The organism is Allobosea sp. LjRoot237, from assembly GCF_964253285.1.
Lineage (GTDB): Bacteria > Pseudomonadota > Alphaproteobacteria > Rhizobiales > Beijerinckiaceae > Allobosea.
In genome coordinates this window covers 184,907-206,011 of sequence record NZ_CAXUQP020000002.1, presented here as the reverse complement: position 1 = coordinate 206,011, position 21,105 = coordinate 184,907, and the positions used below count along the sequence as shown (strand labels likewise).

Sequence of the window (21,105 nt, the reverse complement as noted above, 5' to 3'; positions counted from 1 at the left end):
CGTGAACGTCAATTTCTCCGCCTGGTCGATCCGGAAACCGGTTCCGGCGATCCTGCTTTTCGTCGTGCTCTGCGTGCTCGGGCTGCTCTCGTTCTCGAAGCTGCCGGTGACGCGCTTCCCGAACATCGACGTGCCCTTCGTCTCGGTGACGGTGACCCAGTCCGGCGCCGCGCCGGCCGAACTCGAAAGCCAGGTTTCGAAGCGGGTCGAGGATGCCGTCGCCAACATCACCGGCGTCAAGCATGTGATGTCGACGCTGACTGACGGCTCCTCGGTGACGATGGTCGAGTTCAGGCTCGAAACCAACACCGACCGCGCCGTCAACGATGTCAAGGACGCGATCGCCAAGATCAGGGCCGAATTGCCGCGCACCATCGATGAGCCGGTGATCCAGCGCATCGATGTCGAGGGCCAGTCGATCCTGACCTATGGCGCCTCCTCGCCCGGCATGACGCTGGAGCAGATCTCCTGGCATGTCGACGACGTCGTCTCGCGCGAATTGCAGGGGCTGAAAGGCGTCGGCCGGGTCGAGCGCTATGGCGGCGTCGACCGCGAGATCAGGGTCTCGCTCGATCCCGACCGGCTGCTGGCGCTCGGCACCACCGCCGGCGAGGTCAACCGCCAGATCCGCGCCACCAATGTCGACCTCGCCGGTGGGCGCGGTGAGGTCGGTGGCCAGGAGCAGGCGATCCGTACGCTCGCCAGCGCACGCACCGTCGCGGAGTTGGCCGACAGCAAGATCCAGCTCACTGGTGGGCGCGAGGTGCGCCTCAAAGAGCTCGGCCGGGTCGAGGATTCCAGTTCCGAGCCGCGCGCCTTCGGCCGGCTGAACAAGCAGCCGGTCGTTTCCTTCGCCGTGTTCCGCTCGAAGGGCTCGAGCGAGCTCTCGGTCAAGGACGTCGTTTCGGCCAAGCTCGACGATCTCAATAAGCGCTATCCGACGATCGCGCTGAAGCCGATCGACGATGCCGTCGCCTACACCCACGGCAACTACAAGGCAGCGATGGAGACGCTGCTGGAGGGCGCGGCGCTCGCCGTGCTCGTCGTCTTCGTCTTCCTGCGCAACTGGCGCGCGACGCTGATCACCGCGATCGCGCTGCCGCTCTCGGCGATCCCGACCTTCTGGGCGATGGAGCTCCTCGGTTTCTCGCTGAACCTGGTCAGCCTGCTCGGCATCACGCTGGTGACTGGCATCCTGGTCGACGACGCCATCGTCGAGATCGAGAACATCGTCCGGCACATGAAGATGGGTAAATCACCCTATCGCGCCGCGATGGAGGCGGCCGACGAGATCGGCCTCGCGGTCATCGCGATCACGCTGACCATCGTCGCGATCTTCGCGCCGGTCTCATTCATGGGCGGCATCGCCGGCCAGTATTTTCGCCAGTTCGGCCTCACCGTCGCGATCGCGGTGCTGTTCTCGCTCCTGGTCGCGCGCCTGATCACGCCGATGATGGCGGCCTATCTGTTCAAGCCCGTGAAACATCACGATGCCAGGGACGGCTTCGTGATGCGCGCCTATAGCTGGCTGCTCGAGGCGTCGCTGAGGAAGCGCCGCATTCCGGTGCTGCCGCGCTTCGACGGCTCGCGGACATGGCGCAAGCTGCCATTCAACACGGCGTATCTGACGCTCATCGCCGGCTTCGGCTTCCTCTTCATCTCGATCCAGGCGACGGCGCTGCTGCCGACCGGCTTCTTCCCGGAGGAAGACACCGCCCGCATCGTCGCTTCGGTCGAATTGCCGCCCGGCGCGACGCTGGAGGACACCACCGTCGCCACCGACAAGATCGTCGACAAGCTGCGCGAGATCCCGCAGGTGACGAACGTCTTCGTGCTCGGCGGTGCTTCGCCGACCGGGCAGCGCGAGGTCCGCCGCGCCGCGGTCTTCATCCTGCTGACGCCGAAGGCCGAGCGTGACGTCCCCCAGAAGGAGCTCAAGGTCACCATCGCCGAGAAGCTGGCTGGTGTGCCCGATGTCCGGGCCTGGTATGTCAACGAGCGCGGCGAGCGCGAGATGGCGTTCTCGATCCTGTCCAAGGATGGCGATGCGCTCGATGAGACCGTCGCGAAGATCGAGGCGCGCATGCGCCAGGTCGACGGCTACTTGAATGTCGCGACCGCCGGCTCGCTGAGCCGGCCGGAGATGCGCGTCACGCCGAAGCTCGAGCAGGCCGCCAATCTCGGCGTCACGCCCGAGGCGATCTCGGAGGCGCTGCGCGTCGCCACCATCGGCGACATCGGCCCCAACCTTGCCAAGTTCAATGCCGGCGACCGGCTGGTGCCGATCCGCGTCCAGCTCGACGAGCAGGCCCGCACCGACATCCGCAACATCGCGGCGCTGCGCGTCACCAGCGCGTCGGGCGTCTCGATCCCGCTGACGGCGGTGGCCGAGATCGGCTTCGGCGAGGGCCCGTCCTCGATCGACCGCTATGACCGCGTCCGCCGCGCCGCCATCGGCGCCGACCTGAAGCGCGGCTTCGAACTCGGCACGGCGCAGGAGAAGTTCCAGGAGATCGTCAAGGAGGTCGGTCTGCCCGAGGGCGTGCGCATCGCCGCCACCGGCGACGCCGAGATCCAGGGCGAGGTGGTCGAGGGCTTCATCACCGCGATGACCACCGGCCTGATGCTGGTGCTCGCCGTGCTGATCCTGCTGTTCGGCTCGGTCTTCCAGCCGATCACCATCCTGCTGTCGCTGCCGCTCTCCTTCGGCGGCGTGGTGATCGCACTGCTCGCCACCCACAACCCGGTCTCGATGCCGGTCTATATCGGCCTGCTGATGCTGATGGGCATCGTCACCAAGAACGCGATCATGCTTGTCGACTTCGCGGTCGAGGAGGTCGCCCGTGGCAAGGACCGGCTGACGGCGCTGCTCGAAGCCGGCCACAAGCGCGCCCGGCCGATCGTGATGACCACCATCGCCATGGCCGCCGGCATGCTGCCCTCGGCCTATGGCGTCGGCGATGGCGGCGAGTTCCGCGCGCCGATGGCGATCGCGGTGATCGGCGGCCTGATCGTCTCGACCGTGCTCAGCCTCGTTTTTGTGCCGTCCTTCTATGTGGTGATGGACGATCTCGGCCGCCTCACCGGCTGGATCTTCGGCCGCTTCCTCGGCAAGGCCGAGGATGAGAGCAGCTGGGCTCCGATGAGCGACGAGGAGACCCCCGGCGAAGCCAGCGCCAAGGCGATGGCCGGAAAGCTGCCGCCGCCGAGATTGGCGGCGGAGTGAGAACCAAGGGTCTGCCTCAGGGCAGGCCCTTTTTCGTGTCGGATCAATTCTCTCGGAGCGACAGGTCGAGGTTCTGCCCCTGACCTGGCTGGCTGCCGCGCAGCGTCAGCGCGACACCGTCCTGCTGGCGCGAAATCGTCAGGGTCGCGGGCGGGTTCGGGCGGACGCTTTCCGCAGTCTCGTTGAAGGCGAGCGTCAGCCGCTGGCCCTGGCGCGTGCCGGATAGATTCGCCACGGTGCCGGTGCTCTCCTTGAACGTGCCGGCATAGCGTCCGGTCTTCGGGTCGTGGCGCAGCTCGATCTTGATCGAGGTACTGAAAATGGCGGCGGTGCTGCAACTGCCGTCGAGGCTCAGGCGCGAGCCCTGCTGGTCGCCGTCGAATTGGCATTTCAGCGAGCGGCTGGTCCCGCGGGCGTTCTGGAGCGTACCATTGCCGCTGAAGCGACCTTCGAGGGAGTTCAGGAAACTCGCCTCGCTGCTGCCGGCTTCCTGCTCGGCGATGCCCGGCTGAGCCAGCACCAACAGCACCGCCGCGGCGAGCGCTTTCGCCATGCGATGTCTTGTCATGATCATTCCTCCTGCCGGCTAAACGTCTCAGGAGAGGTTTTGATCAATCTGCCTGCGAGATGACCCGATCGGCGGGCCTCAGACTGCTTCCGGTTCGGCGTCGGCGGTGCGTTTGCGCTCCACCGCGCAGCGATAGGCCTCGGTCAACTCATCGAGCACGGATTGGGCCGGTCGCGGCGCGTCGAGATGGAGAAAGCGCAGCTCCGCCATGAACTTCTGCCAGAGCGCCGGACCGCCCTCGGCCAGGATCTCGGCGCGGATCGACATCTCCGGCGTCACCGGCAGGAAGCGGCGGCCCCAGTCGGCCATGGCGGCGAAGACCGGCACCAGAGAAATCCCCATTTCGGTCAGGCTGTAGATGCCCTTCTGCTTGTGGCTGGCGTCGTCGCGGCGCGAGATCAGGCCATTTTCGAGCAGCCGCTTCAGCCGGTCGGCGAGGATGTTCGAGGCGATGCCCTCGTCCGATTTCGCCAGCAATTCGCGGAAATGCCGGCGATTGCCGAACATCATGTCGCGCAGGACGATCAGGCTCCAGCGATCCCCGAGGATTTCCAGGCTCAGATTGATCGGGCAGCCCGAACGGCCGGTCTCTCTCATATGCGTCTCCAAAACTGCTTGCATTCTACAATCAGTTTCGCTAGAAGCCAACTGCTTGCAAATCGCAAGCGGTTTTGCTGGCGCCGGGGCGGCGCCTATATGGAGGATGTGATGGCCAAGGTGATCGCCTGGAACCTCATGACGCTCGACGGCTATTTCGAGGGCAAGGAGAAGTGGGACCTGTCGTTTCACAACGACGCCTGGGGCGAGGAGCTCGATGCGCTCAGCAAGGAGTTCGGCAAGCGTGCCCAGCTTCTCGTCTTCGGCCGCGTCACCCATGACGGGATGAAGGCGTACTGGACCAGCGCCAACGCGGAGGACGGCGAGGTCACACGCTATATGAATGCGCTGCCCAAGCTAGTCGCCTCGCGCACGATTCAGAGTTCCGACTGGAACAACACGCGGGTGACCGCCGATATCGTCGGCGAAATCGCCAAGCTGCGGGCTGCTCCGGGCAAGGACGTCCTGGTCTTCGGCAGCGCCGAGCTGATCGACACGCTGTTGGCGGCGAAGCAGATCGACGAGCTGATGTTGGCAGTGGTGCCTGTGCGGCTCGGCGCGGGCACGCCGCTCTTCAAGGAAGGCGGCGAGCAACAGAAGCTCGAGCTGCTGGAGACCAGGCCGCTCAAGAACGGCACGGTGATCCTGCGCTACGCACCGGTAAACTGATGGAATGGCGACCCGTTGCGGAAGGGATGGGCTTCCAACCCTCCGCAGCGTCTACCTGCCGGGCCTGTGTAGCCGCGGCGATCTATTGCTTGAAGCCGATCAGCACGCCATCGGCGCCGAGCGAGAGCTGCAGGCCCCGGCGCTTGGTGGCGAGGCGCATGACTACGCCCTTGGCATTGCGGAGCCAGAGTGTGCCGCGGCCTTCGTCGCCGATCGCCCAGCCCTCGCGAATCTGGATGTAGGCGCCGGTGAAATCCTCGACATTGGCCAGGCGGTAGACCGAACCGGTCGCGGTCAGGCGCGAGGCGCCGATGCCGCCGATGCCGAGGCCGCCGACGGTGATGTCGTAATTGCGCTTGTTGAAGCGGAGCGTGCCGCCGCCGATAGCGCCCGAGCCGATGAAGGCCACCTGCACCTGCCGGATCGAGACGGTTCCGGTCGCCGGCCCGAACTGGCGCGACTGCGCGCCAGCCGGTGTGCTGACCAAAAGGCAAGTGAAGATGAAAGCGGAAACCCGAGCGACCATGGCTAGTTCTCCCCGCCTCAGAATGAGGCTGAGCGAACTGTGCGCCGGAAATATCAGGGATCAACCGGTATTTTAGTTTGCACCAATCAACTACGCTGGCGATAGAAAGTGGCTCGGCGGGCCCGCTTCCTATCGTCGTTCGATCGCGTGGCTCGAGGCTGATTTCAGCCCTTCCGCACCATCAGCACTGCCGCTAGGATCGCGACGCCGCCGAACGCCTGCGCCGGCGAGGGCTGCTCGGCGAAGATCGCCCAGGCGGCCAGCACCGAGACCAGCGCCGGCCAGACCATGACCAGCGAGGCGGCATTGGCGCCGTAATGGCCGAGCGCCAGCGTGATCAGGCCCTGGCCCATGGCATGCGAGACCAGGCCGAGTGCGGCGACGGCGAGCCAGCCGGTCAGCGTCTGAGGCAGGATAGTCTCGCCGAGGCCAAGCGCTGCAACGAGGCAGAACATGGCGCAGATGGCGCTGGAGATCAGGCTGATACGCCCGGCGGCGGCGCGATTGCGGGCGCGGCGCACGGCGAGGATATAGGCCGCGTAGGAGAAGGCGGCGCCGATGGCGAGGCCGTCCCCGAACAGGCCGGTGCCTGAGAGAGGCGTCACGGCGCTTCCCGACAGTTTTGGCAGCACCAGGAGGCCGGCGCCGCCGACGGCGAGCAGCAGCGCGCCGAGGATGCGCCGCGTCGGCTTCTCGCGGAACAGCAGCCAGCCACCGAGGATGACGCCGACCGGCGAGAGGTTGCCGAGCAGCGAGGCATTGGCGATCGAGGTGAAGCCGATCGAGGCGTTGTAGAGAACGACATCGACGCCGAAGGCGAGGCCGGCAAGCGCGATCGGCAGCATGGCGCCGGACCTGACGCCATCCGCATTGCCGCCGCGATCCTCCAGAGCCATCCAGGCGGCGAGGACCGGCAGGGCGAAGGCCATGCGCCAGAAGCCGGCCGCAGCCGGGCCGACATCGGCGAAGCGCACGAAGATGCCGGAGAAGCCGATGCAGGTTGCGCCGAGCAGCAGCGCCAGGAACATGGCGAGCGCCGGCGTGGCGGGACGATCTGGCACGGCAAGGCTCGGGGCGGACATCGGACGGCTTTCGGGCGCGATGATCACGGACAAGTCGCCGTCATTCCGGCCGGAGCGCAGCGTAGCGCCGGAATCCATCATAGAGCGCATCACCCTTCGATGGATTCCGGAACTGCGCCGCTGAAGCGGCTTGTCCGGAATGACGATCAACTGTGGCGCCCAACATAAGGCGCTTCCAGCAATCGGAAAAACGGATTATTCTGATTCATCTATCGCCATTTCCGCTGGTGCGATGATGTCGACCCATCTCGATCTCGATGCACTCGCCATGCTCGTTGCCGTCGCCGAGACCGGCGGCTTCACAGCAGCGGGCCAAAAGCTCGGGCGCACGCAATCGGCGGTGTCCGGCCGCATCCAGGATCTGGAGGCTGCGCTCGGCAAGCAGCTGCTGGAGCGTTCGCGCCGCGGTGTCACGCCGACGCAGGCCGGCGAGCGCTTGCTCGCCCAGGCCCGCCGCCTGCTCGCGATCGAGCGCGAGGCGCGGGCCGAACTCGAGGGCGACAAGGCGGTGGGACGCCTGCGCATCGGCCTGCCGGACGACTATGTCGACGCCTACCTCAGGCCGCTGATCGTGCGCTTCGCCGAAGAGCATCCGCGGGTCGAGATCGAGGTGCATTGTGAGCTCTCGAAGCGGATCGAGCCTGCAGTGGCGGCAGGCGAGCTCGACCTTGCCGTGATCACCCAGGACCCCGGCCGGCCGAAGGGCGAGCGCCTTAGGCGCGAGCCGCTGATCTGGGTCGCGGCCCGTGGCCACCGGCCGGAGCTCAGCGAAGTTCTGCCGCTCGGCCTGTTCAACGAGGGCTGCCGGGCACGCCCACGTATCCTGAATGCGCTGCAGGCCGCGGAACGGCCGCACCGGCTGGTGTTCTCGTCATCGCACATGGCCGGCCTGCTCTCGGCGGTGGAAGCGGGGCTGTGCGTCACCGCGATCACCGAGAGTGCGGCGCCGGTGTCCCTGCGCCGGCTCGAGCCGTCCGAGAACCTGCCGTCGCTGTTCGAGCTCTCGGTCGCGCTGGTGATCGCGCCGCAGGCGAGCATCGCCGCGCGTCATTTCGCACAGGCGCTGCGCGAGGCGATGGCGGCGCCGCGGCTGGCAGCCTAGATGCGCGTTACTCCGCCGCCTGCGGCTTCAGCACGCCGCGGCGGATCTGGTCTTCCTCGATCGACTCGAACAAAGCGCGGAAATTGCCCTCGCCGAAGCCGTCATCGCCCTTGCGCTGGATGAACTCGAAGAAGATCGGCCCGACCACCGTGGCGGAGAAGATCTGGAGGAGAACCTTGCTCATCCGGCCGGCCTTGTCGCCGAGCGCGACCGCGCCTTCGCCGTCGATCAGGATGCCGTTGGCCTTCAGGCGCTGGACCGGCTCGCCATGGTTCGGGACGCGGCCGTCGACCTTCTCGTAATAGGTCTCGGGCGGTGAGGGCATGAAGGGCAGTCCGTTCTGCCGGAGCTGCTCGACGCTGGCATAGATGTCGCGCGAGCCGAGCGCGACATGCTGGATGCCTTCGCCCTTGTACTGGCGCAGATACTCCTCGATCTGGCTCTTGTCGTCGAGGGATTCGTTGATCGGGATGCGGATCTTGCCGCAGGGCGAGGTCAGCGCCCGCGAGATCAGGCCGGTGAGCTTGCCCTCGATGTTGAAGAAGCGGATCTCGCGGAAATTGAAGAGATCGCCGTACCAGCCGGCCCAATGGTCCATGCGGCCGCGCATGACGTTGTGGGTGAGGTGGTCGAGATAATACATTCCGGCCTGCTCGGGATGCGGGTCCGTCTCGCCGAGCCATTCGAAGTCGACGTCGTAGATCGAGCCCTTCTCGCCATAGCGGTCGACGAAATAGAGCAGCGAGCCGCCGATGCCCTTGACCGCCGGAATCTGCAATTCGCCGGGACCGACCTTGCTCTCATAAGGCTCGGCGCCGAGCGAGACCGCACGCTCGAAGGCGTGCTTGGCATCGACCACGCGGAACGCCATGGCACAAGCGCAGGGGCCGTGTTCGGCGGCGAAGCTCTGCGCGAAGGAATCGGGCTCGGCGTTGACGATGAAATTGACGTCGCCCTGGCGATAGAGCGTCACCTTCTTGGAGCGGTGCCTGGCGACCTTGGTGAAGCCCATGGTCTTGAAGAGCTCGCCGAGTTTCTCCGGCTCGGGATGGGCATATTCGACGAACTCGAAGCCGTCGGTGCCCATCGGGTTGGCGTCGGAAATGGCCGGCGGGGCTGAATCGTGCGGGAACGGTCCCATGCGGTGTCCTCCTGAGAATGCTTGGTTGACCGATCCTCGCGCATTCGGATGGCGAAGGGTTTGCAAAACTCTGGACTCTCGGGTTGAATTCGCACGGATCGTGCATGAAAGTGCAGAAGGGCTCACGGAATGCCGCAGCTCGACGTTTTCGACTGGCGCCTGCTCGACGCTCTGCAGCAGGATGCTTCGCTGACCAATGGCGCGCTCGCCGAGCGCGTCGGCCTCTCCGCCAGCCAAATCTCGCGGCGGCGCCAAGCGCTGGAAAACGCAGGTACAATCCGCGGCTATCGCGCGCTGATCGATCCGGAGGCGATCGGGCTCTCCGTCACCGTCTTCATCCATGTCGCGCTCAACACCCATTCGCGCGACAATGCCCGGCGCTTCCGCGACCTGGTGAAGCTGACGCCGGCCGTGCTCGAGGCGCACGCGCTGACCGGCGAGGCCGACTACATGCTGAAAGTCGCGGTCGGTGACCTCAAGGAGCTGGCGCGCTTGGTCAACGAGGTGCTGCTGCCGCATGAGAGCGTGGCGCGGGTGCGCTCGGAGATCGCGCTGGAGACGCTGAAGGAGCCGGGACTTCTGCCCCTGGCGATGGTGTGAGCATGCCTCTTCCGTCCACGCTGCGGCGCGCTATAACTGCCGCATGGTCGTTCTCAATCGCATCTACACCCGCACCGGCGACGACGGCACCACGGCGCTCGCTACCGGCGCGCGCCGGGCCAAGTTCGACCTGCGCGTCTCCGCCTACGGTACGGTCGACGAGACCAATGCCTGTATCGGCCTGGCGCGATTGCACTGTGCCAGCGAGGACGCGGAGCTCGATGCCATGCTGGGGCGCATCCAGAACGATCTCTTCGATCTCGGCGCCGAGCTTGCCTCGCCCGATAGCGGCGAGAAGCCGGCCTTCGAGCCATTGCGGATCGTGCAGGCTCAGGTCGACCGCCTCGAAGCCGAGATCGACCAGCTCAACCGGCCGCTCGGGACGCTGCGTTCCTTCGTCTTGCCGGGCGGCACGCCGGGCGCGGCGTATCTGCATCTTGCCCGCACGGTCAGCCGACGGGCTGAGCGGCTGATGGTCGAATTGTCGCAGGGCGATGGCGAGAACGTCGCCCAGCCGGCGCTGAAGTTCATCAACCGCCTCTCAGATTTCCTGTTCGTCGCCTCGCGCCACCTCAATGCCAGGGCAGGGGGCGACGTGCTCTGGACGCCCGGCCAGAACCGCTAGTTTCATGTTCGTGCCGCTGCATGACGGCGTGCCGATGCGCTTCATCCGCGTTGCCTATGTCACCTATGCGCTGATCGCGCTCTGCATCGTGCTGCGCCTTGCGCTGATGCACTGGACCAGCGAGGCGAGCGAGATCGCGGTCATGGCCGGTTTCGGCACGATTCCCGCGGTCCTGTTCGGTGAGGCGCAGCTGCCATCGGAGCTGCTCAGGGCGCCGCCCTGGCTGACGCTCATGACGGGCATCATGCTGCACGCCAGCTTTGCGCATCTGATCGGCAACATGCTGTTTCTCTGGGTCTTCGGCGACAATGTCGAGGATGCGATGGGGCATCTGCGCTTCCTCGTCTTCTTCCTGCTCTGCGGCATGGCCGGGGCGCTGCTGCACGCGCTGATGAACCCCGAATCGGAGCAGCCGCTGATCGGCGCCTCGGGCGCGATCTCCGGCGTGATCGCCTCCTATCTGATGCTCTATCCGCGTGTGCGGATCTGGGGCCTCGCCTTCAAATGGATCCCGCTGCACATCCCGGCGATGTATGCGCTCGGTGCCTGGATCCTGTTCCAGCTGTTCTCGGCGCTGTTCGATCAGCAGGGCGCTGTCGGCTGGTGGGCGCATCTCGGCGGGCTCGGCGCAGGAGCGGCGCTGACGCCACTGCTGATCCGGCGCGAGCTGCGTCTGTTTGGCCGCGTCTTGCGGGGCAAGCCGTGACTTTCATGGCGTTGACAAGCCCAAATCCCCGTCGCTACGGTCCGTCCGCATTTCAGCCGAGAGCCACGATGCCGACCATCGCCATCGCAGGCGGATCGGCCTCCATCTCTCCGTAACCGGTGAAGCGCCCATGAAGATTCTTGTCCCCGTCAAGCGGGTAGTCGATTTCAATGTGAAGATCCGCGTGAAGGGTGATGGGTCAGGCGTCGAGCTGGCCAATGTGAAGATGTCGATGAATCCCTTCGACGAGATCGCGGTCGAAGAGGCGCTGCGGCTCAAGGAAGCGGGCAAGGCGACGGAAGTGATCGTCGTATCGGTCGGCCCCGCGCAGGCGGCCGAGACGATCCGCACCGGCCTCGCCATGGGCGCCGATCGCGGCATCCTGGTGAAGACCGACGCTCCCGTCGAGCCGCTGGCGGTAGCCAAACTGCTCAAGAAGATTGTCGAGCAGGAAACCCCGGAACTCGTTATCCTCGGCAAGCAGGCGATCGACGACGACAGCAACCAGACCGGCCAGATGCTGGCCGCGCTGCTCGGCTGGCCGCAGGGCACCTTCGCCTCGAAGGTCGTGATCGGCGACGGTTCGGCCGACGTCACCCGCGAGGTCGATGGCGGCCTGCAGACGGTGTCGCTGAAGCTGCCGGCGATCGTGACCACCGACCTTCGCCTGAACGAGCCGCGCTATGCCTCGCTGCCCAACATCATGAAGGCCAAGAAGAAGCCGCTCGACGAGACCACGCCCGAGACGCTCGGCGTCGACGTCGCGCCGCGTCTCAAGGTGTTGAAGACGGCTGAGCCGGCCGGCCGTTCGGCCGGCATCAAGGTGTCCAACGCCGCCGAACTCGTCTCCAAGCTCAAGACTGCCGGGGTGATCTGATGCCGACCCTTCTGCTCGCCAAGCACGACAACAAGAGCCTCAACGAAGCCACCCGCAAGGCGCTGACCGCGGCCAAGCAGCTCGGCGCGCCTGTGCATGTGCTGGTCGCCGGTCACAATGCCAAGGCCGTCGCCGAGGCGGCTGCCAAGCTGGACGGCGTCGAGAAGGTGCTGCTCGCCGACGATGCGTCTTACGAGCATCGCCTGGCCGAGCCGCTTGCGGCGCTGATCGTCTCGCTTGCGCCCGGCTATGACGCTCTGGTCGCTCCCGGCACCACCACCGGCAAGAACGTGATGCCGCGCGTCGCCGCGCTGCTCGACGTGATGCAGGTCTCGGAAGTGACCAAGATCGTCTCGGCCGACACCTTCGAGCGGCCGATCTATGCCGGCAACGCCATCCAGACGGTGCAGTCCGCCGATGCCAAGAAGGTGATCACCGTGCGCGGCGCTTCCTTCCAGGCAACCGGTGACGGGGCGGCTTCCGCGCCGATCGAGAACGCTGCGACGGCTGAGAACCCGGGCAGCTCGTCCTTCAAGGGCGAGGAGGTCGCCAAGTCCGACCGGCCGGAACTGGCCTCGGCCAAGATCATCGTCTCGGGCGGGCGTGCGCTCGCTTCGTCCGAGAACTTCGCCAAGGTGATCGAGCCGGTGGCGGACCGGTTGGGCGCCGCGATGGGCGCCTCGCGCGCCGCGGTCGATGCCGGCTACGCCCCGAACGACTGGCAGGTCGGCCAGACCGGCAAGGTGGTGGCGCCGGATCTCTATGTCGCGGTCGGCATTTCCGGCGCGATCCAGCATCTCGCCGGCATGAAGGACTCCAAGGTCATCGTCGCCATCAACAAGGACGAGGAGGCGCCGATCTTCCAGATCGCCGATTACGGCCTCGTCGGCGACCTCTTCACCATCATGCCTGAGCTCGAGAAAGAGCTCGAAAAGGCCGGCAAGTAGGCAAGTCGCGCTGCGGGCGGCCATGAGGCCGCCCGAGCCAGCTCCCCTCGGGAACAGAAGCGTCACATGGACCAACAGATCAGGACCGTCGGCATCATCGGCGCAGGACAGATGGGCAACGGCATCGCCCATGTCGCGTCGGTCGCGGGCTTCGACATCAAGCTGCACGACGTCGCCGAGGAGCGCATCAATGCGGCGCTGGCGACGATCGACGGCAATATGGCCCGACAGGTCAGCAAGGGCGCAATCGCCGACGAGGATCGCCGTACAGCGATGGCCCGGATCACGTCGGCGCCGAAGCTGGAGGATCTGGGCACCTGCGATCTGGTGATCGAAGCCGCGACCGAGAGCGAGGAGGTGAAGCGCAAGATCTTCACCGCGATCTGCCCCTATCTGCGGCCCGACGCCCTGCTCGCTTCGAACACCTCCTCGATCTCGATCACGCGGCTCGCCGCCGCGACCGATCGGCCCGAGCGCTTCATCGGCATCCATTTCATGAATCCGGTGCCGCTGATGCAGCTCGTCGAGCTGATCCGCGGCATCGCTACCGACGATCACACCTTCGAACTCGCCAAGGACTTCGTCGCCAAGCTGCACAAGACAGCGTCGGTTTCGGAGGACTTCCCGGCCTTCATCGTCAACCGCATCCTGCTGCCGATGATCAACGAGGCCGTCTACACGCTCTATGAGGGCGTCGGCTCGGTCGAGGCGATCGACACGGCGATGCGGCTCGGCGCGAATCACCCGATGGGCCCGCTCCAACTCGCCGATTTCATCGGTCTCGATACCTGCCTGTCGGTGATGCAGGTGCTGCATGACGGTCTGGCCGATTCGAAATACCGGCCTTGCCCGCTGCTGGTGAAATATGTCGAGGCAGGCTGGCTCGGCCGCAAGGCCGGGCGCGGCTTTTACGATTATCGCGGCGAGAAGCCGATTCCGACGCGCTGATCCCTGCCGTCATGCCCGGGCTTGACCCGGGCATCTCGGAAACCAGTGCCCTCTCCTCATGAGATTCTCGGGTCTTCGCTCCGCTGCGCCCGAGAATGACGGCTGTCGCCCGTAACCCGCAACATCGCGGCTTCACATTCCTGTCGTCTCGCGCTTACATTGATGCGTTACGGGATTCGTACGGCCAGCAAGCGGAGGCGCGATACGGGTGACGGCGCATGTGATGCATCCGATGGCCTCGCCGGACGGTTGTCCGGCGCTGGTGCTTAACGCCGATTTCCGGCCGTTGAGCTACTATCCGCTTTCGTTATGGAGCTGGCAGGACGCGATCAAGGCGGTCTTCATGGACCGCGTCAATATCGTCTCCGAATACGACACCGTGGTGCGCAGCCCGAGCTTCAACATGAAGCTGCCCTCGGTGGTTTCGCTCAAGACCTATATCAAGCCGTCGCGGACCCCGGCCTTCACCCGCTTCAACGTCTTCCTGCGCGACCGCTTCGCCTGCCAGTATTGCGGCACGCGCGATGAACTGACCTTCGACCATGTCGTGCCGCGCTCGAAGGGCGGGCTCACCACCTGGGAGAACGTCGTCGCGGCCTGTTCGCCCTGCAATCTGATGAAGGGCGACAAGATGCCGGCCGCGGTCGGGATGATCCCGACGCAGAAGCCGTTCGCGCCGTCGATCAACGACCTGCATCGCAACGGCAAGCTGTTCCCACCGAACTACCTGCACGAGAGCTGGCTCGACTATCTCTACTGGGATTCCGAGCTCGAGCCCTGAGCGCGGCTCCCGGTTCTACCAGCGCGGCCGCTTGACGCGACCGCCTGCGCTTCCGGTGCTCACGGACATCAGTCCGCTGCGCTCCGGTTCTCGGCGATCACGCCAATCGGACTCACGCTGGCGAACCGCCAGTCACTCTCAGCGCGCTTTTCAGCCCGAGCAGCGCTGCGATCAGCAGTCCCAGCGAGGCCAGCGCGTTCCAACCGGCGAGCGAGAGGCCGAGGAAGCGCCAGGCCGCTTCCGTGCAGGAGACGATGCGGGTCGTCCGCAGCTGCTTCATCAGGTCCTGGACGCCGGCTGCCGCGGGGGCAGGCGTTCCGCCGCAATCATTCGGGCCGGCGAAGATCCCCCATTCCACGCCGGAATGGTAGAAGCCAAGCCCGGTGCTCCAGGCCATCAGCAGCGCCAGGCCGATCAGCGCGGCGACCTGCAGCCGGCGCGAGCGCGCGAAAGGCAGAGCGATCGCGGCAAGGCCGATCGCGGCGTAATGCGGCGCCCGCTGCTCGAGGCAAAGCTTGCAGGGGCGCAGGTGCAGGACCAGCTCGAAGAACCAGGCGCCGGCGATCAGAGCGAGGCTCGCGACCCCGATCAGCGCGATCAGGCGGCGAGGATCGGCGAGAAGGCGCGGGACAAAGCCTGTCATGGCGTAACTCAGCAGGAGAGGAGCTGGCCCGAGCCTGTCAGCAGCTTGAGGCCGAAATAGAGCAGGATCAGTGCCGCTGCACCGCCGAGCGCGATCAGCTTCAGCCGCTTCTCGATGAAATGCCGGATCGTCTCGCCATAGCGGCGCAGCAGGAAGGCGAGGGCGAAGAAGCGGGCGCCGCGGGCGAGCACGCAGGAGAGCACGAAGAAACCGAGCCCGATATGAACGGCGCCGGCCAGGATCGTCACCACCTTGATCGGCGGCAGATGCGCCAGGCCGGAAGTGGTCAACAGGAGCAGCGTCGTGTCGGGGCCGGCGCAGGCGCGCAACTGCTCGAAGGCATCGAGCTTGCCGTAGAAGGCGAGCACCGGCCGCGCCAGCGCATCGAAGGCATAATAGCCGAGCGCATAGCCGGCGATACCGCCCAGGGTCGAGAAGATGGTCGCGATCAATGCGAGGCGATAGGCCCGCTCGGGCTTGGCCAGCGCCATCGGCACGAACAGCACATCGGCCGGAATCAGGAAGAAGGAACTCTCGATGAAGGCGACGACGGCGAGCCAGACCTGCGCACTGCGGCGCGCGGCGAGCGAGAGCGTCCAGAGGTAAAGTCGTTCGAACATCGCCGCCCCTTAGCGGGCGCGCGTGCGCCCGTCCATGGGGTGGACGTTACATCAACGAGTGTTCACGCGAGATTGACCGGCCCTCGGCGATCGCTATAGTCCGCCGGCCCGAAAGGGGCCCCTGTGGCGGAATTGGTAGACGCGCTCGACTCAAAATCGAGTTCCGCAAGGAGTGCTGGTTCGATCCCGGCCAGGGGCACCAAACATCGCGCTTGATGCGCTGGCCATCTCTTTCAGCCACTGTTTCTTCCAGCTCGGCTTCGAAAGCGGCCCCGCCTCCATCTGATCGAGCCGGGACGAGGCGTCGACCCAAAAGGAAGGGGGCGCCGCAGAGCCCCCTTTGATCGCATGTCGGGTGATCGTCTGGCCTGTGCGAGCTCAGATCACGCGGCGCGGGTCGAGCGCATCGCGCAGGCCGTCGCCGATGAAGTTGATCGACAGCACGGTCAGGAAGATCGCCGCACCCGGGAACAGGGCCCAATGCGGGGCGGTATCGAGATGGTCCTTGGCGTCGAAGAGCAGGCGCCCCCAGGTCGGGATATCGGGCGGGAAGCCGAGGCCGAGGAAGGAGAGCGTCGATTCCGCGATGATCGCCGAGGAGACCTCGATCGTCGAGGCGACGATGACCGGGCCGACCGCGTTGGGCAGGATATGGCGCGTCATCTGGCGGAACTTGGTGGCGCCCTGGGCCTTCGCAGCCTCGACGAACTCCTTCTCGCGCAGCGACAGGAACTGCGCCCGCACCAGCCGGGCGACCGGCATCCAGCGCAGGCCGCCGATGACGACGACGATCAGGATGAAGACGCCGCCCTCGACACCGAAGACTGCCTTCAGCTGCTCCCGGAACAGGTAGATGATCAGCAGCAGCAGCGGCAGCTGCGGCAGCGACAGGAACAGGTCCGTCACCCACATCAGCGCGGGGTCGGCGATCTTGCGCGACATGCCGGCCGAGGCGCCGATCACGACGCCGACGATGGTCGCGACCACCATGGCGGCGAGGCCGACGGCGAGCGAGATGCGCCCGCCATACATCATCCGCGCCAGGATATCCTGGCCGAGATCGTCGGTGCCCAGGGGGTGCGACCAGGATGGGCCCTGCAGCTGCGCCGAAAAATCGATGTCGTTGATCGGCACGGGCCAGAGCCAGGGACCGACGACGACCCCGAGGATCAGCAAAGCGAGGATGACGGTACTTGCCATCGCGAGGCGATGACGGCGGAAGCGCCGCCAGGTTTCGCGGCCGGGCGAGACTGAAACGCTCGCCGCGACGGCCACAGCCGGATCAGCGGAAGGAGATGCGAGGGTCGAGCCAGCCATAGAGCAAATCCGCGATGAGGTTGAAGAGGACGACCAGGCAGGCGAAGACGAAGGTGACGGCCATGATCACGGGCGTGTCGTTGGCGAGGATCGCATCGATCAGCAGCGAACCGATGCCGGGAATCCGGAAGATCTGCTCGGTGACGATGGCGCCGCCGAAGACCGCCGGCATCTGCAGGGCGACCAGGGTCACCACCGGGATCAGCGCATTGCGGGTGATGTGCCGCAGCGTGACGGTCTTCTCGCCGAGCCCCTTGGCGCGCGCCGTCGTGACATAGTCCAGCCGGATCACGTCGAGCACTGCGGAACGGACGTAACGGGTATAAGACGCCGCCTGGAACAGGCCGAGCACCGTGATCGGCATGATCGCCTGGCGGAACATCTCCCAATACCAGCGCCAGCCGCTCGCGGCGATGTCGGAGCGGTAGACGAAGGGGAACCAGTCGAGCTTGATCGAGAACAGCAGGATCAGCAGCAGGCCGGTGAAGAAGGTCGGCAGCGAGAAGCCGACGAAGGCGAGCGTGTTGGCGATCTGGTCGAAGACCGAATAGGGCCGCGTCGCCGCGTAGATCCCGACCGGCAGCGCGATGCACAGCGCCAGGATCTGCGAGGTGCCGACGACGAAGAGCGTGGTCGGGACACGCTGCAGGATCAGGTCGTCGACATTGATGCGGCTGGCAAAGGAGAAACCCCAGTCGCCCTGCGCCATCGCCGACAGCCAGCGCAAATAGCGCACCATGACTGGATCGTTGAGGCCGAAGCTGGCGCGCAGAGCCTCGCGCACTTCGGGCGGGACGTTGGGGTTGGTCGCCATCTCCGAAAACGGATCGCCCGGCGCCAACGCCAGAACCGTGAACAAGATCAGGCTGATGCCGAGCAAGCTCGGAATAGCGATCAGCAATCGCCGGAGAAGATAGGTCGCCATCTAGGATTCCCGTGAAGCGGGGTGTCGCTGGAGCAAACCGCGCTAGCCGATGGTGGTGACACCATCGGGCTGAAGCGGCTCGAGCGGGAGCGGCAAAGGGTCGCTCGCGGACGATATCAGTCGTCCGCGAGCGGTTTAGCCGGCCTCAGCTGCGATACCAGGCAGCGACGTTCCAGGTGTCGACATCCCAGCCGCTGTGATCGTGCATCAGGTTGGTCGCCGAGGCGGCGACGCGGGTGCGCGACAGCAGCGGCAGGATCACATGCGCCTCGCAGAAGATCTCGTTGACCTTGATCAGCAGCGCGGCGCGCTTGGCCGGGTCGAGCTCTTTCTGGGCAGCCTTGTAGGCCTTGTCGGCTTCCGGGTCGGAATAGCGCGAGACGTTCCGGCCCAGCCACTTGTTCTCCTTGCTGGCGATCTCCCAGGAGACGAACTGGTTGAGGAAGCGCTCCGGATCGGGCTGCGGCTGCGTGGTCGTGTACATCTCGATGTCGACATAGAGCTTGGTGTAGGTGTCGGGGTTCGCCACGTCGGAGGAGAAGAACACCGAGGCGGTCACCGATTTCAGCTCGAGATCGATGCCGGCCTTCTGGCAGGCCTGCTTGATGATCGCCTGCGTCTTCTGGCGCGGGGCGTTGATCGAGGTCTGGTAGACGTATTTGAGCTTCTTGCCGTCCTTCTCGCGGATACCGTCAGCGCCGCGTTTCCAGCCGGCCTCGTCGAGGATCTTGTTGGCCTTGTCGACATTGAACTCGTATTTGAGCTTCTGCGATTTGAACTGCTTGGGTTCGTTGACGAAGCTCGCCGTGGCGATGCCGCCGCGGCCATAGATGAACTTCTGGATCGAGTCGCGGTCGATCAGGAGGTTGATTGCCTCGCGCACCTTCGGATCCGACAGGGTGGGGTGCTTGGTCTTGGCACTGGAGCGCTCGCCATCGACCTCGGTCCAGGGATCGGTGGTGTTGAGGATGATGAACTCGATGTCGCCCGAGACCACCGCGCTGACCTTGCCGCGGCCGCCGGTCTCCATGCGCTTGAGGACCTCGTCCTCGACCTGCAGGTTCCAGGCATAGTCGAATTCGCCGGTCTGCAGCACGGCACGCGCCGCCGAGACCGCATCGCCGCCGCCCTTGACCTCGATCGTGTCGAAATGCGGCTGGTTCTTGACGTGGTAGTCCTCGTTGCGCGCGCCGATGAGGATGTCGCCCGGCTTGAAATCGACGAACTTGTACGGGCCGGTGCCGACCGGCTTCAGATTGGCCGGCGCCTCGCGCGACTTGGCGCCCTTGTACTCGCCGAAATGGTGCTTCGGCAGGATCTGACCGACGACACCGACGAAGGGATCGGCCCAGAACGGTGTCGGCTCCTTGAAGATGACCTTGACGGTGTGGTCGTCGACCTTCTCGACCTTGATGTTGGTGTAGGAGCCGGTGGTGTAGGCGGCGGTCGCCGGATCGGCGGCATACTCCCAGGTGAAGACGACGTCATCGGCGGTGAAGGGCTTGCCGTCATGCCATTTGACGCCCTGCTTCAGCTTCCACGTCACGACGGTGCCGTCGGCGGAAAGCCCGCCATTGGCCCTCGTCGGGACTTCGGCGGCGAGTTGCGGCGTGAGATTGCCCTCCTTGTCCCAGCCGGCGAGCGGCTCGAAGAAGATGCGGCCGGCGATCTGATCCTTGGTGCCGCTGGCGAAATGTGGGTTGAGCAGTGTCGGCGCCTGCCAGAGCAGGAGCTTGAGCGGCCCGCCACCGCCGGCCTTGGTCGGCTTGTAGGCCAGCGAGGCCTGCGCCATCGCAACGTCGTTCCAGGCCAGGATCTGCGTGGCGATCGGCGCCGTGATGCCGACGGCAGCCAATCGCTGGATGAAAGCGCGCCGCGAAACAGCACCATCCTTCACGCCCGCAACCAGCTCGCGCAACTTGTGTTCGTCCATCGGTGATCCCCTCTGCTGATATCGATCAGTCTGATCCGAACGAGGCCTTCGCCTCTTTTTTTCTTCGTCAGGGGCGGCAGCAAGACATGTGCCACAAAAAGCGTCAACAGGGGTCGTGACGCATCGCCGCCCTTGCGTGGTCGCCAAGGTGCCGGGACGCTCCCTCAACATTGCTGGCCGGCCGCCCTAAAATCGCCGCCCGCCCCGTTCTGTCTTGCGCCCTGAATCGATCCTTCCGGTTTTGAGGAGACAAACATGAGGGCACTCGCCATCATCGCCGCCGCCAGCATTCTCGGGCCCGTTCCGGCATTCGCCGAGGAGCTTCCGCAGCGCAAAGCCGGATTGTGGGAGACCAAATCGACCGGTGCCGAGGGCGAGACGAGCGCCAAGCAATGTGTCGGTCCCGGAACGGACCGCGCCATGCTGGGCGGCATGACCGGCGGTGCCTGCTCGAAGGTCGAGGTCAAGAAGACCGCGACCGGCTATGCCGTCGCGACGGAGTGCACGATCGGCCAGATCACGGCGGTCGGCAACAGTGTCGTCACCGGCGATTTCCAGGCGACCGTGCGCACCGAGGGCACCACCAAGCTCACCGGCATGCCCGGGCAGCCGGGGCCGGTCGAGCGCAAGCTCGTGGTCGAAGCCAAGCGCGTCGGCGATTGCGGGCCGGGCCAGAAGCCAGGTGACATCATCCTGCCCGACGGCAAGGTGATCTCGATGCCGGGGGCCGGAGCGAAGCCGTAGCGCGTAACGGGTCGGCGGCCCGGTCCATTTCGCAAAAAAGTTCTGTTGGCATGTCACAACATGCTGAGCCGCCTCGTCCTTGTGGAAAGCGCTTCAGAGGTTCTCTGACCTTGGGAAGCGCGTGTCGCCAGACAAGGACAAACCATGGGACCGGACATTCTTCAGGCTGATGCGGCAGGTGTCGCTGGACGGCTGCTCCTGGGCGGGACCTTCGCCTTCGCTGGCCTGCGCAACATCATCAACAGGAATCTGCTGACGAGCCTCATCGGGGCGCGCGGGGTGCCGCTGCCGGCCGCGACATTGTGGCTGGGGATCGCCTGGCAACTCGTCGCCGGCATCATGATCCTGTGCGGCATTCAGGCCGCGCTGGCGTCAGGAATGCTGCTCGCCTTCCTCGTGGCCGCGACGCCGATGTTCAATAATTTCTGGGATCATCAGGGGCTGGACCGGGCCAACCGCATCAACGGCTTCGTCGCCAATCTTGCGATCGCCGGCGGGTTTCTGGCTCTGATCGGTCAGGGCTGAGCC

22 protein-coding genes and 1 tRNA gene are annotated in these 21,105 nt (G+C 65.6%); 13 read left to right on the top strand and 10 right to left on the bottom strand.

All coding sequences use genetic code 11. The features are described 5' to 3' along the window. The first annotated feature begins 1 nt into the window (after nt 1). On the top strand, nt 2–3,226 hold the full coding sequence (locus ACSQ24_RS28515) for an efflux RND transporter permease subunit (protein ID WP_436098155.1): 3,225 nt from the start codon (nt 2–4) through the stop codon (nt 3,224–3,226). 43 nt (nt 3,227–3,269) lie between these two features. Here the strand turns inward: ACSQ24_RS28515 and ACSQ24_RS28510 are convergent, their stop codons facing one another. Together ACSQ24_RS28510 and ACSQ24_RS28505 are read right to left on the bottom strand one after the other, a co-directional pair. Then, entirely contained in the window at nt 3,270–3,779 is a 510-nt protein-coding gene (locus ACSQ24_RS28510) for a hypothetical protein (protein WP_436098154.1), read from the bottom strand. A 93-nt stretch (nt 3,780–3,872) separates the two neighbouring features. Beyond that, nucleotides 3,873–4,391, bottom strand: coding sequence for a winged helix-turn-helix transcriptional regulator (locus tag ACSQ24_RS28505; protein WP_436098153.1), 519 nt, complete (start codon nt 4,389–4,391; stop codon nt 3,873–3,875). A gap of 111 nt (nt 4,392–4,502) precedes the next feature. Between ACSQ24_RS28505 and ACSQ24_RS28500 the strand changes: the two genes are divergently transcribed. Then, entirely contained in the window at nt 4,503–5,060 is a 558-nt protein-coding gene (locus tag ACSQ24_RS28500) for a dihydrofolate reductase family protein (protein WP_436098152.1), read from the top strand. 82 nt (nt 5,061–5,142) lie between these two features. On the opposite strand, the gene ACSQ24_RS28495 is transcribed toward ACSQ24_RS28500, so the two are convergent. After that, on the bottom strand, nt 5,143–5,586 hold the full coding sequence (locus ACSQ24_RS28495) for a hypothetical protein (protein ID WP_436098151.1): 444 nt from the start codon (nt 5,584–5,586) through the stop codon (nt 5,143–5,145). Between the two features lie 164 nt (nt 5,587–5,750). Further along, nucleotides 5,751–6,647, bottom strand: coding sequence for a DMT family transporter (locus ACSQ24_RS28490; protein ID WP_436098150.1), 897 nt, complete (start codon nt 6,645–6,647; stop codon nt 5,751–5,753). 256 nt (nt 6,648–6,903) lie between these two features. Here ACSQ24_RS28490 and ACSQ24_RS28485 point away from each other — a divergent pair, with 256 nt between their 5' ends. Beyond that, nucleotides 6,904–7,770: a LysR family transcriptional regulator gene (locus ACSQ24_RS28485; RefSeq protein WP_436098149.1), complete on the top strand. Its 867-nt coding sequence runs from the start codon at nt 6,904–6,906 to the stop codon at nt 7,768–7,770. 7 nt (nt 7,771–7,777) lie between these two features. On the opposite strand, the gene hppD is transcribed toward ACSQ24_RS28485, so the two are convergent. After that, nucleotides 7,778–8,911 (bottom strand): 4-hydroxyphenylpyruvate dioxygenase, encoded by a 1,134-nt coding sequence (hppD, locus tag ACSQ24_RS28480; RefSeq protein ID WP_436098148.1) that lies wholly within the window; start codon nt 8,909–8,911, stop codon nt 7,778–7,780. 129 nt (nt 8,912–9,040) lie between these two features. Here hppD and ACSQ24_RS28475 point away from each other — a divergent pair, with 129 nt between their 5' ends. From ACSQ24_RS28475 to ACSQ24_RS28445, 7 genes are all read left to right on the top strand, one after another. After that, nucleotides 9,041–9,511 (top strand): Lrp/AsnC family transcriptional regulator, encoded by a 471-nt coding sequence (locus ACSQ24_RS28475; RefSeq protein ID WP_436098147.1) that lies wholly within the window; start codon nt 9,041–9,043, stop codon nt 9,509–9,511. A gap of 43 nt (nt 9,512–9,554) precedes the next feature. Further along, nucleotides 9,555–10,136 (top strand): cob(I)yrinic acid a,c-diamide adenosyltransferase, encoded by a 582-nt coding sequence (locus ACSQ24_RS28470; RefSeq protein ID WP_436098146.1) that lies wholly within the window; start codon nt 9,555–9,557, stop codon nt 10,134–10,136. Nucleotides 10,137–10,140: 4 nt separating this feature from the next. Beyond that, nucleotides 10,141–10,842 carry a rhomboid family intramembrane serine protease gene (locus ACSQ24_RS28465; protein ID WP_436098145.1) on the top strand — a complete coding sequence of 234 codons (702 nt, stop codon included), beginning with the start codon at nt 10,141–10,143 and terminating at the stop codon, nt 10,840–10,842. Between the two features lie 130 nt (nt 10,843–10,972). Beyond that, entirely contained in the window at nt 10,973–11,719 is a 747-nt protein-coding gene (locus tag ACSQ24_RS28460) for an electron transfer flavoprotein subunit beta/FixA family protein (protein ID WP_436098144.1), read from the top strand. Next, nucleotides 11,719–12,666 (top strand): electron transfer flavoprotein subunit alpha/FixB family protein, encoded by a 948-nt coding sequence (locus tag ACSQ24_RS28455; protein ID WP_436098143.1) that lies wholly within the window; start codon nt 11,719–11,721, stop codon nt 12,664–12,666. Before ACSQ24_RS28460 ends, ACSQ24_RS28455 begins: the two co-directional genes overlap by 1 nt. A gap of 66 nt (nt 12,667–12,732) precedes the next feature. Further along, nucleotides 12,733–13,614: a 3-hydroxybutyryl-CoA dehydrogenase gene (locus ACSQ24_RS28450; protein ID WP_436098142.1), complete on the top strand. Its 882-nt coding sequence runs from the start codon at nt 12,733–12,735 to the stop codon at nt 13,612–13,614. Between the two features lie 223 nt (nt 13,615–13,837). Then, nucleotides 13,838–14,395, top strand: coding sequence for an HNH endonuclease (locus ACSQ24_RS28445; RefSeq protein WP_436098196.1), 558 nt, complete (start codon nt 13,838–13,840; stop codon nt 14,393–14,395). Between the two features lie 112 nt (nt 14,396–14,507). Here ACSQ24_RS28445 and ACSQ24_RS28440 read toward each other — a convergent pair whose 3' ends face one another. Both ACSQ24_RS28440 and ACSQ24_RS28435 read right to left on the bottom strand, forming a co-directional pair. Further along, nucleotides 14,508–15,038, bottom strand: coding sequence for a disulfide bond formation protein B (locus ACSQ24_RS28440; protein WP_436098141.1), 531 nt, complete (start codon nt 15,036–15,038; stop codon nt 14,508–14,510). 8 nt (nt 15,039–15,046) lie between these two features. Beyond that, nucleotides 15,047–15,658, bottom strand: a complete 612-nt coding sequence (locus ACSQ24_RS28435) for a YqaA family protein (RefSeq protein WP_436098140.1) — start codon at nt 15,656–15,658, stop codon at nt 15,047–15,049. Between the two features lie 117 nt (nt 15,659–15,775). On the opposite strand from ACSQ24_RS28435, the gene ACSQ24_RS28430 reads away from it, so the two are divergent. Further along, a tRNA-Leu gene (locus tag ACSQ24_RS28430) sits at nt 15,776–15,860 on the top strand. 176 nt (nt 15,861–16,036) lie between these two features. On the opposite strand, the gene ACSQ24_RS28425 is transcribed toward ACSQ24_RS28430, so the two are convergent. The 3 genes from ACSQ24_RS28425 to ACSQ24_RS28415 all read right to left on the bottom strand — a co-directional run bounded on the left by ACSQ24_RS28425 (nt 16,037) and on the right by ACSQ24_RS28415 (nt 19,833). After that, nucleotides 16,037–16,975: an ABC transporter permease gene (locus ACSQ24_RS28425; protein WP_436098139.1), complete on the bottom strand. Its 939-nt coding sequence runs from the start codon at nt 16,973–16,975 to the stop codon at nt 16,037–16,039. Further along, nucleotides 16,941–17,900: an ABC transporter permease gene (locus tag ACSQ24_RS28420; RefSeq protein ID WP_126114933.1), complete on the bottom strand. Its 960-nt coding sequence runs from the start codon at nt 17,898–17,900 to the stop codon at nt 16,941–16,943. Before ACSQ24_RS28420 ends, ACSQ24_RS28425 begins: the two co-directional genes overlap by 35 nt. Nucleotides 17,901–18,045: 145 nt before the next feature. Then, a complete protein-coding gene (locus ACSQ24_RS28415; protein ID WP_436098138.1) occupies nt 18,046–19,833 on the bottom strand; it encodes a peptide ABC transporter substrate-binding protein in 1,788 nt (595 codons plus the stop codon). A gap of 255 nt (nt 19,834–20,088) precedes the next feature. Between ACSQ24_RS28415 and ACSQ24_RS28410 the strand changes: the two genes are divergently transcribed. Together ACSQ24_RS28410 and ACSQ24_RS28405 are read left to right on the top strand one after the other, a co-directional pair. Further along, nucleotides 20,089–20,577 carry a DUF3617 domain-containing protein gene (locus ACSQ24_RS28410; protein WP_436098137.1) on the top strand — a complete coding sequence of 163 codons (489 nt, stop codon included), beginning with the start codon at nt 20,089–20,091 and terminating at the stop codon, nt 20,575–20,577. Between the two features lie 144 nt (nt 20,578–20,721). Continuing rightward, complete coding sequence (locus tag ACSQ24_RS28405) at nt 20,722–21,102, top strand: DoxX family protein (protein WP_436098136.1); 381 nt, start codon at nt 20,722–20,724, stop codon at nt 21,100–21,102. Nucleotides 21,103–21,105: the final 3 nt, after the last annotated feature.

Bases quoted from the DNA above. Each gene is read 5' to 3' on its own strand.
- ACSQ24_RS28510 (WP_436098154.1), bottom strand. From the start codon at position 3,779: ATGGCGAAAGCGCTCGCCGCGGCGGTGCTGTTGGTGCTGGCTCAGCCG.
- ACSQ24_RS28505 (WP_436098153.1), bottom strand. From the start codon at position 4,391: ATGAGAGAGACCGGCCGTTCGGGCTGCCCGATCAATCTGAGCCTGGAA.
- ACSQ24_RS28500 (WP_436098152.1), top strand. From the start codon at position 4,503: ATGGCCAAGGTGATCGCCTGGAACCTCATGACGCTCGACGGCTATTTC.
- ACSQ24_RS28495 (WP_436098151.1), bottom strand. From the start codon at position 5,586: ATGGTCGCTCGGGTTTCCGCTTTCATCTTCACTTGCCTTTTGGTCAGC.
- ACSQ24_RS28485 (WP_436098149.1), top strand. From the start codon at position 6,904: ATGTCGACCCATCTCGATCTCGATGCACTCGCCATGCTCGTTGCCGTC.
- hppD (WP_436098148.1), bottom strand. From the start codon at position 8,911: ATGGGACCGTTCCCGCACGATTCAGCCCCGCCGGCCATTTCCGACGCC.
- ACSQ24_RS28475 (WP_436098147.1), top strand. From the start codon at position 9,041: ATGCCGCAGCTCGACGTTTTCGACTGGCGCCTGCTCGACGCTCTGCAG.
- ACSQ24_RS28470 (WP_436098146.1), top strand. From the start codon at position 9,555: ATGGTCGTTCTCAATCGCATCTACACCCGCACCGGCGACGACGGCACC.
- ACSQ24_RS28465 (WP_436098145.1), top strand. From the start codon at position 10,141: ATGTTCGTGCCGCTGCATGACGGCGTGCCGATGCGCTTCATCCGCGTT.
- ACSQ24_RS28460 (WP_436098144.1), top strand. From the start codon at position 10,973: ATGAAGATTCTTGTCCCCGTCAAGCGGGTAGTCGATTTCAATGTGAAG.
- ACSQ24_RS28455 (WP_436098143.1), top strand. From the start codon at position 11,719: ATGCCGACCCTTCTGCTCGCCAAGCACGACAACAAGAGCCTCAACGAA.
- ACSQ24_RS28450 (WP_436098142.1), top strand. From the start codon at position 12,733: ATGGACCAACAGATCAGGACCGTCGGCATCATCGGCGCAGGACAGATG.
- ACSQ24_RS28445 (WP_436098196.1), top strand. From the start codon at position 13,838: ATGCATCCGATGGCCTCGCCGGACGGTTGTCCGGCGCTGGTGCTTAAC.
- ACSQ24_RS28440 (WP_436098141.1), bottom strand. From the start codon at position 15,038: ATGACAGGCTTTGTCCCGCGCCTTCTCGCCGATCCTCGCCGCCTGATC.
- ACSQ24_RS28435 (WP_436098140.1), bottom strand. From the start codon at position 15,658: ATGTTCGAACGACTTTACCTCTGGACGCTCTCGCTCGCCGCGCGCCGC.
- ACSQ24_RS28425 (WP_436098139.1), bottom strand. From the start codon at position 16,975: ATGGCTGGCTCGACCCTCGCATCTCCTTCCGCTGATCCGGCTGTGGCC.
- ACSQ24_RS28420 (WP_126114933.1), bottom strand. From the start codon at position 17,900: ATGGCGACCTATCTTCTCCGGCGATTGCTGATCGCTATTCCGAGCTTG.
- ACSQ24_RS28415 (WP_436098138.1), bottom strand. From the start codon at position 19,833: ATGGACGAACACAAGTTGCGCGAGCTGGTTGCGGGCGTGAAGGATGGT.
- ACSQ24_RS28410 (WP_436098137.1), top strand. From the start codon at position 20,089: ATGAGGGCACTCGCCATCATCGCCGCCGCCAGCATTCTCGGGCCCGTT.
- ACSQ24_RS28405 (WP_436098136.1), top strand. From the start codon at position 20,722: ATGGGACCGGACATTCTTCAGGCTGATGCGGCAGGTGTCGCTGGACGG.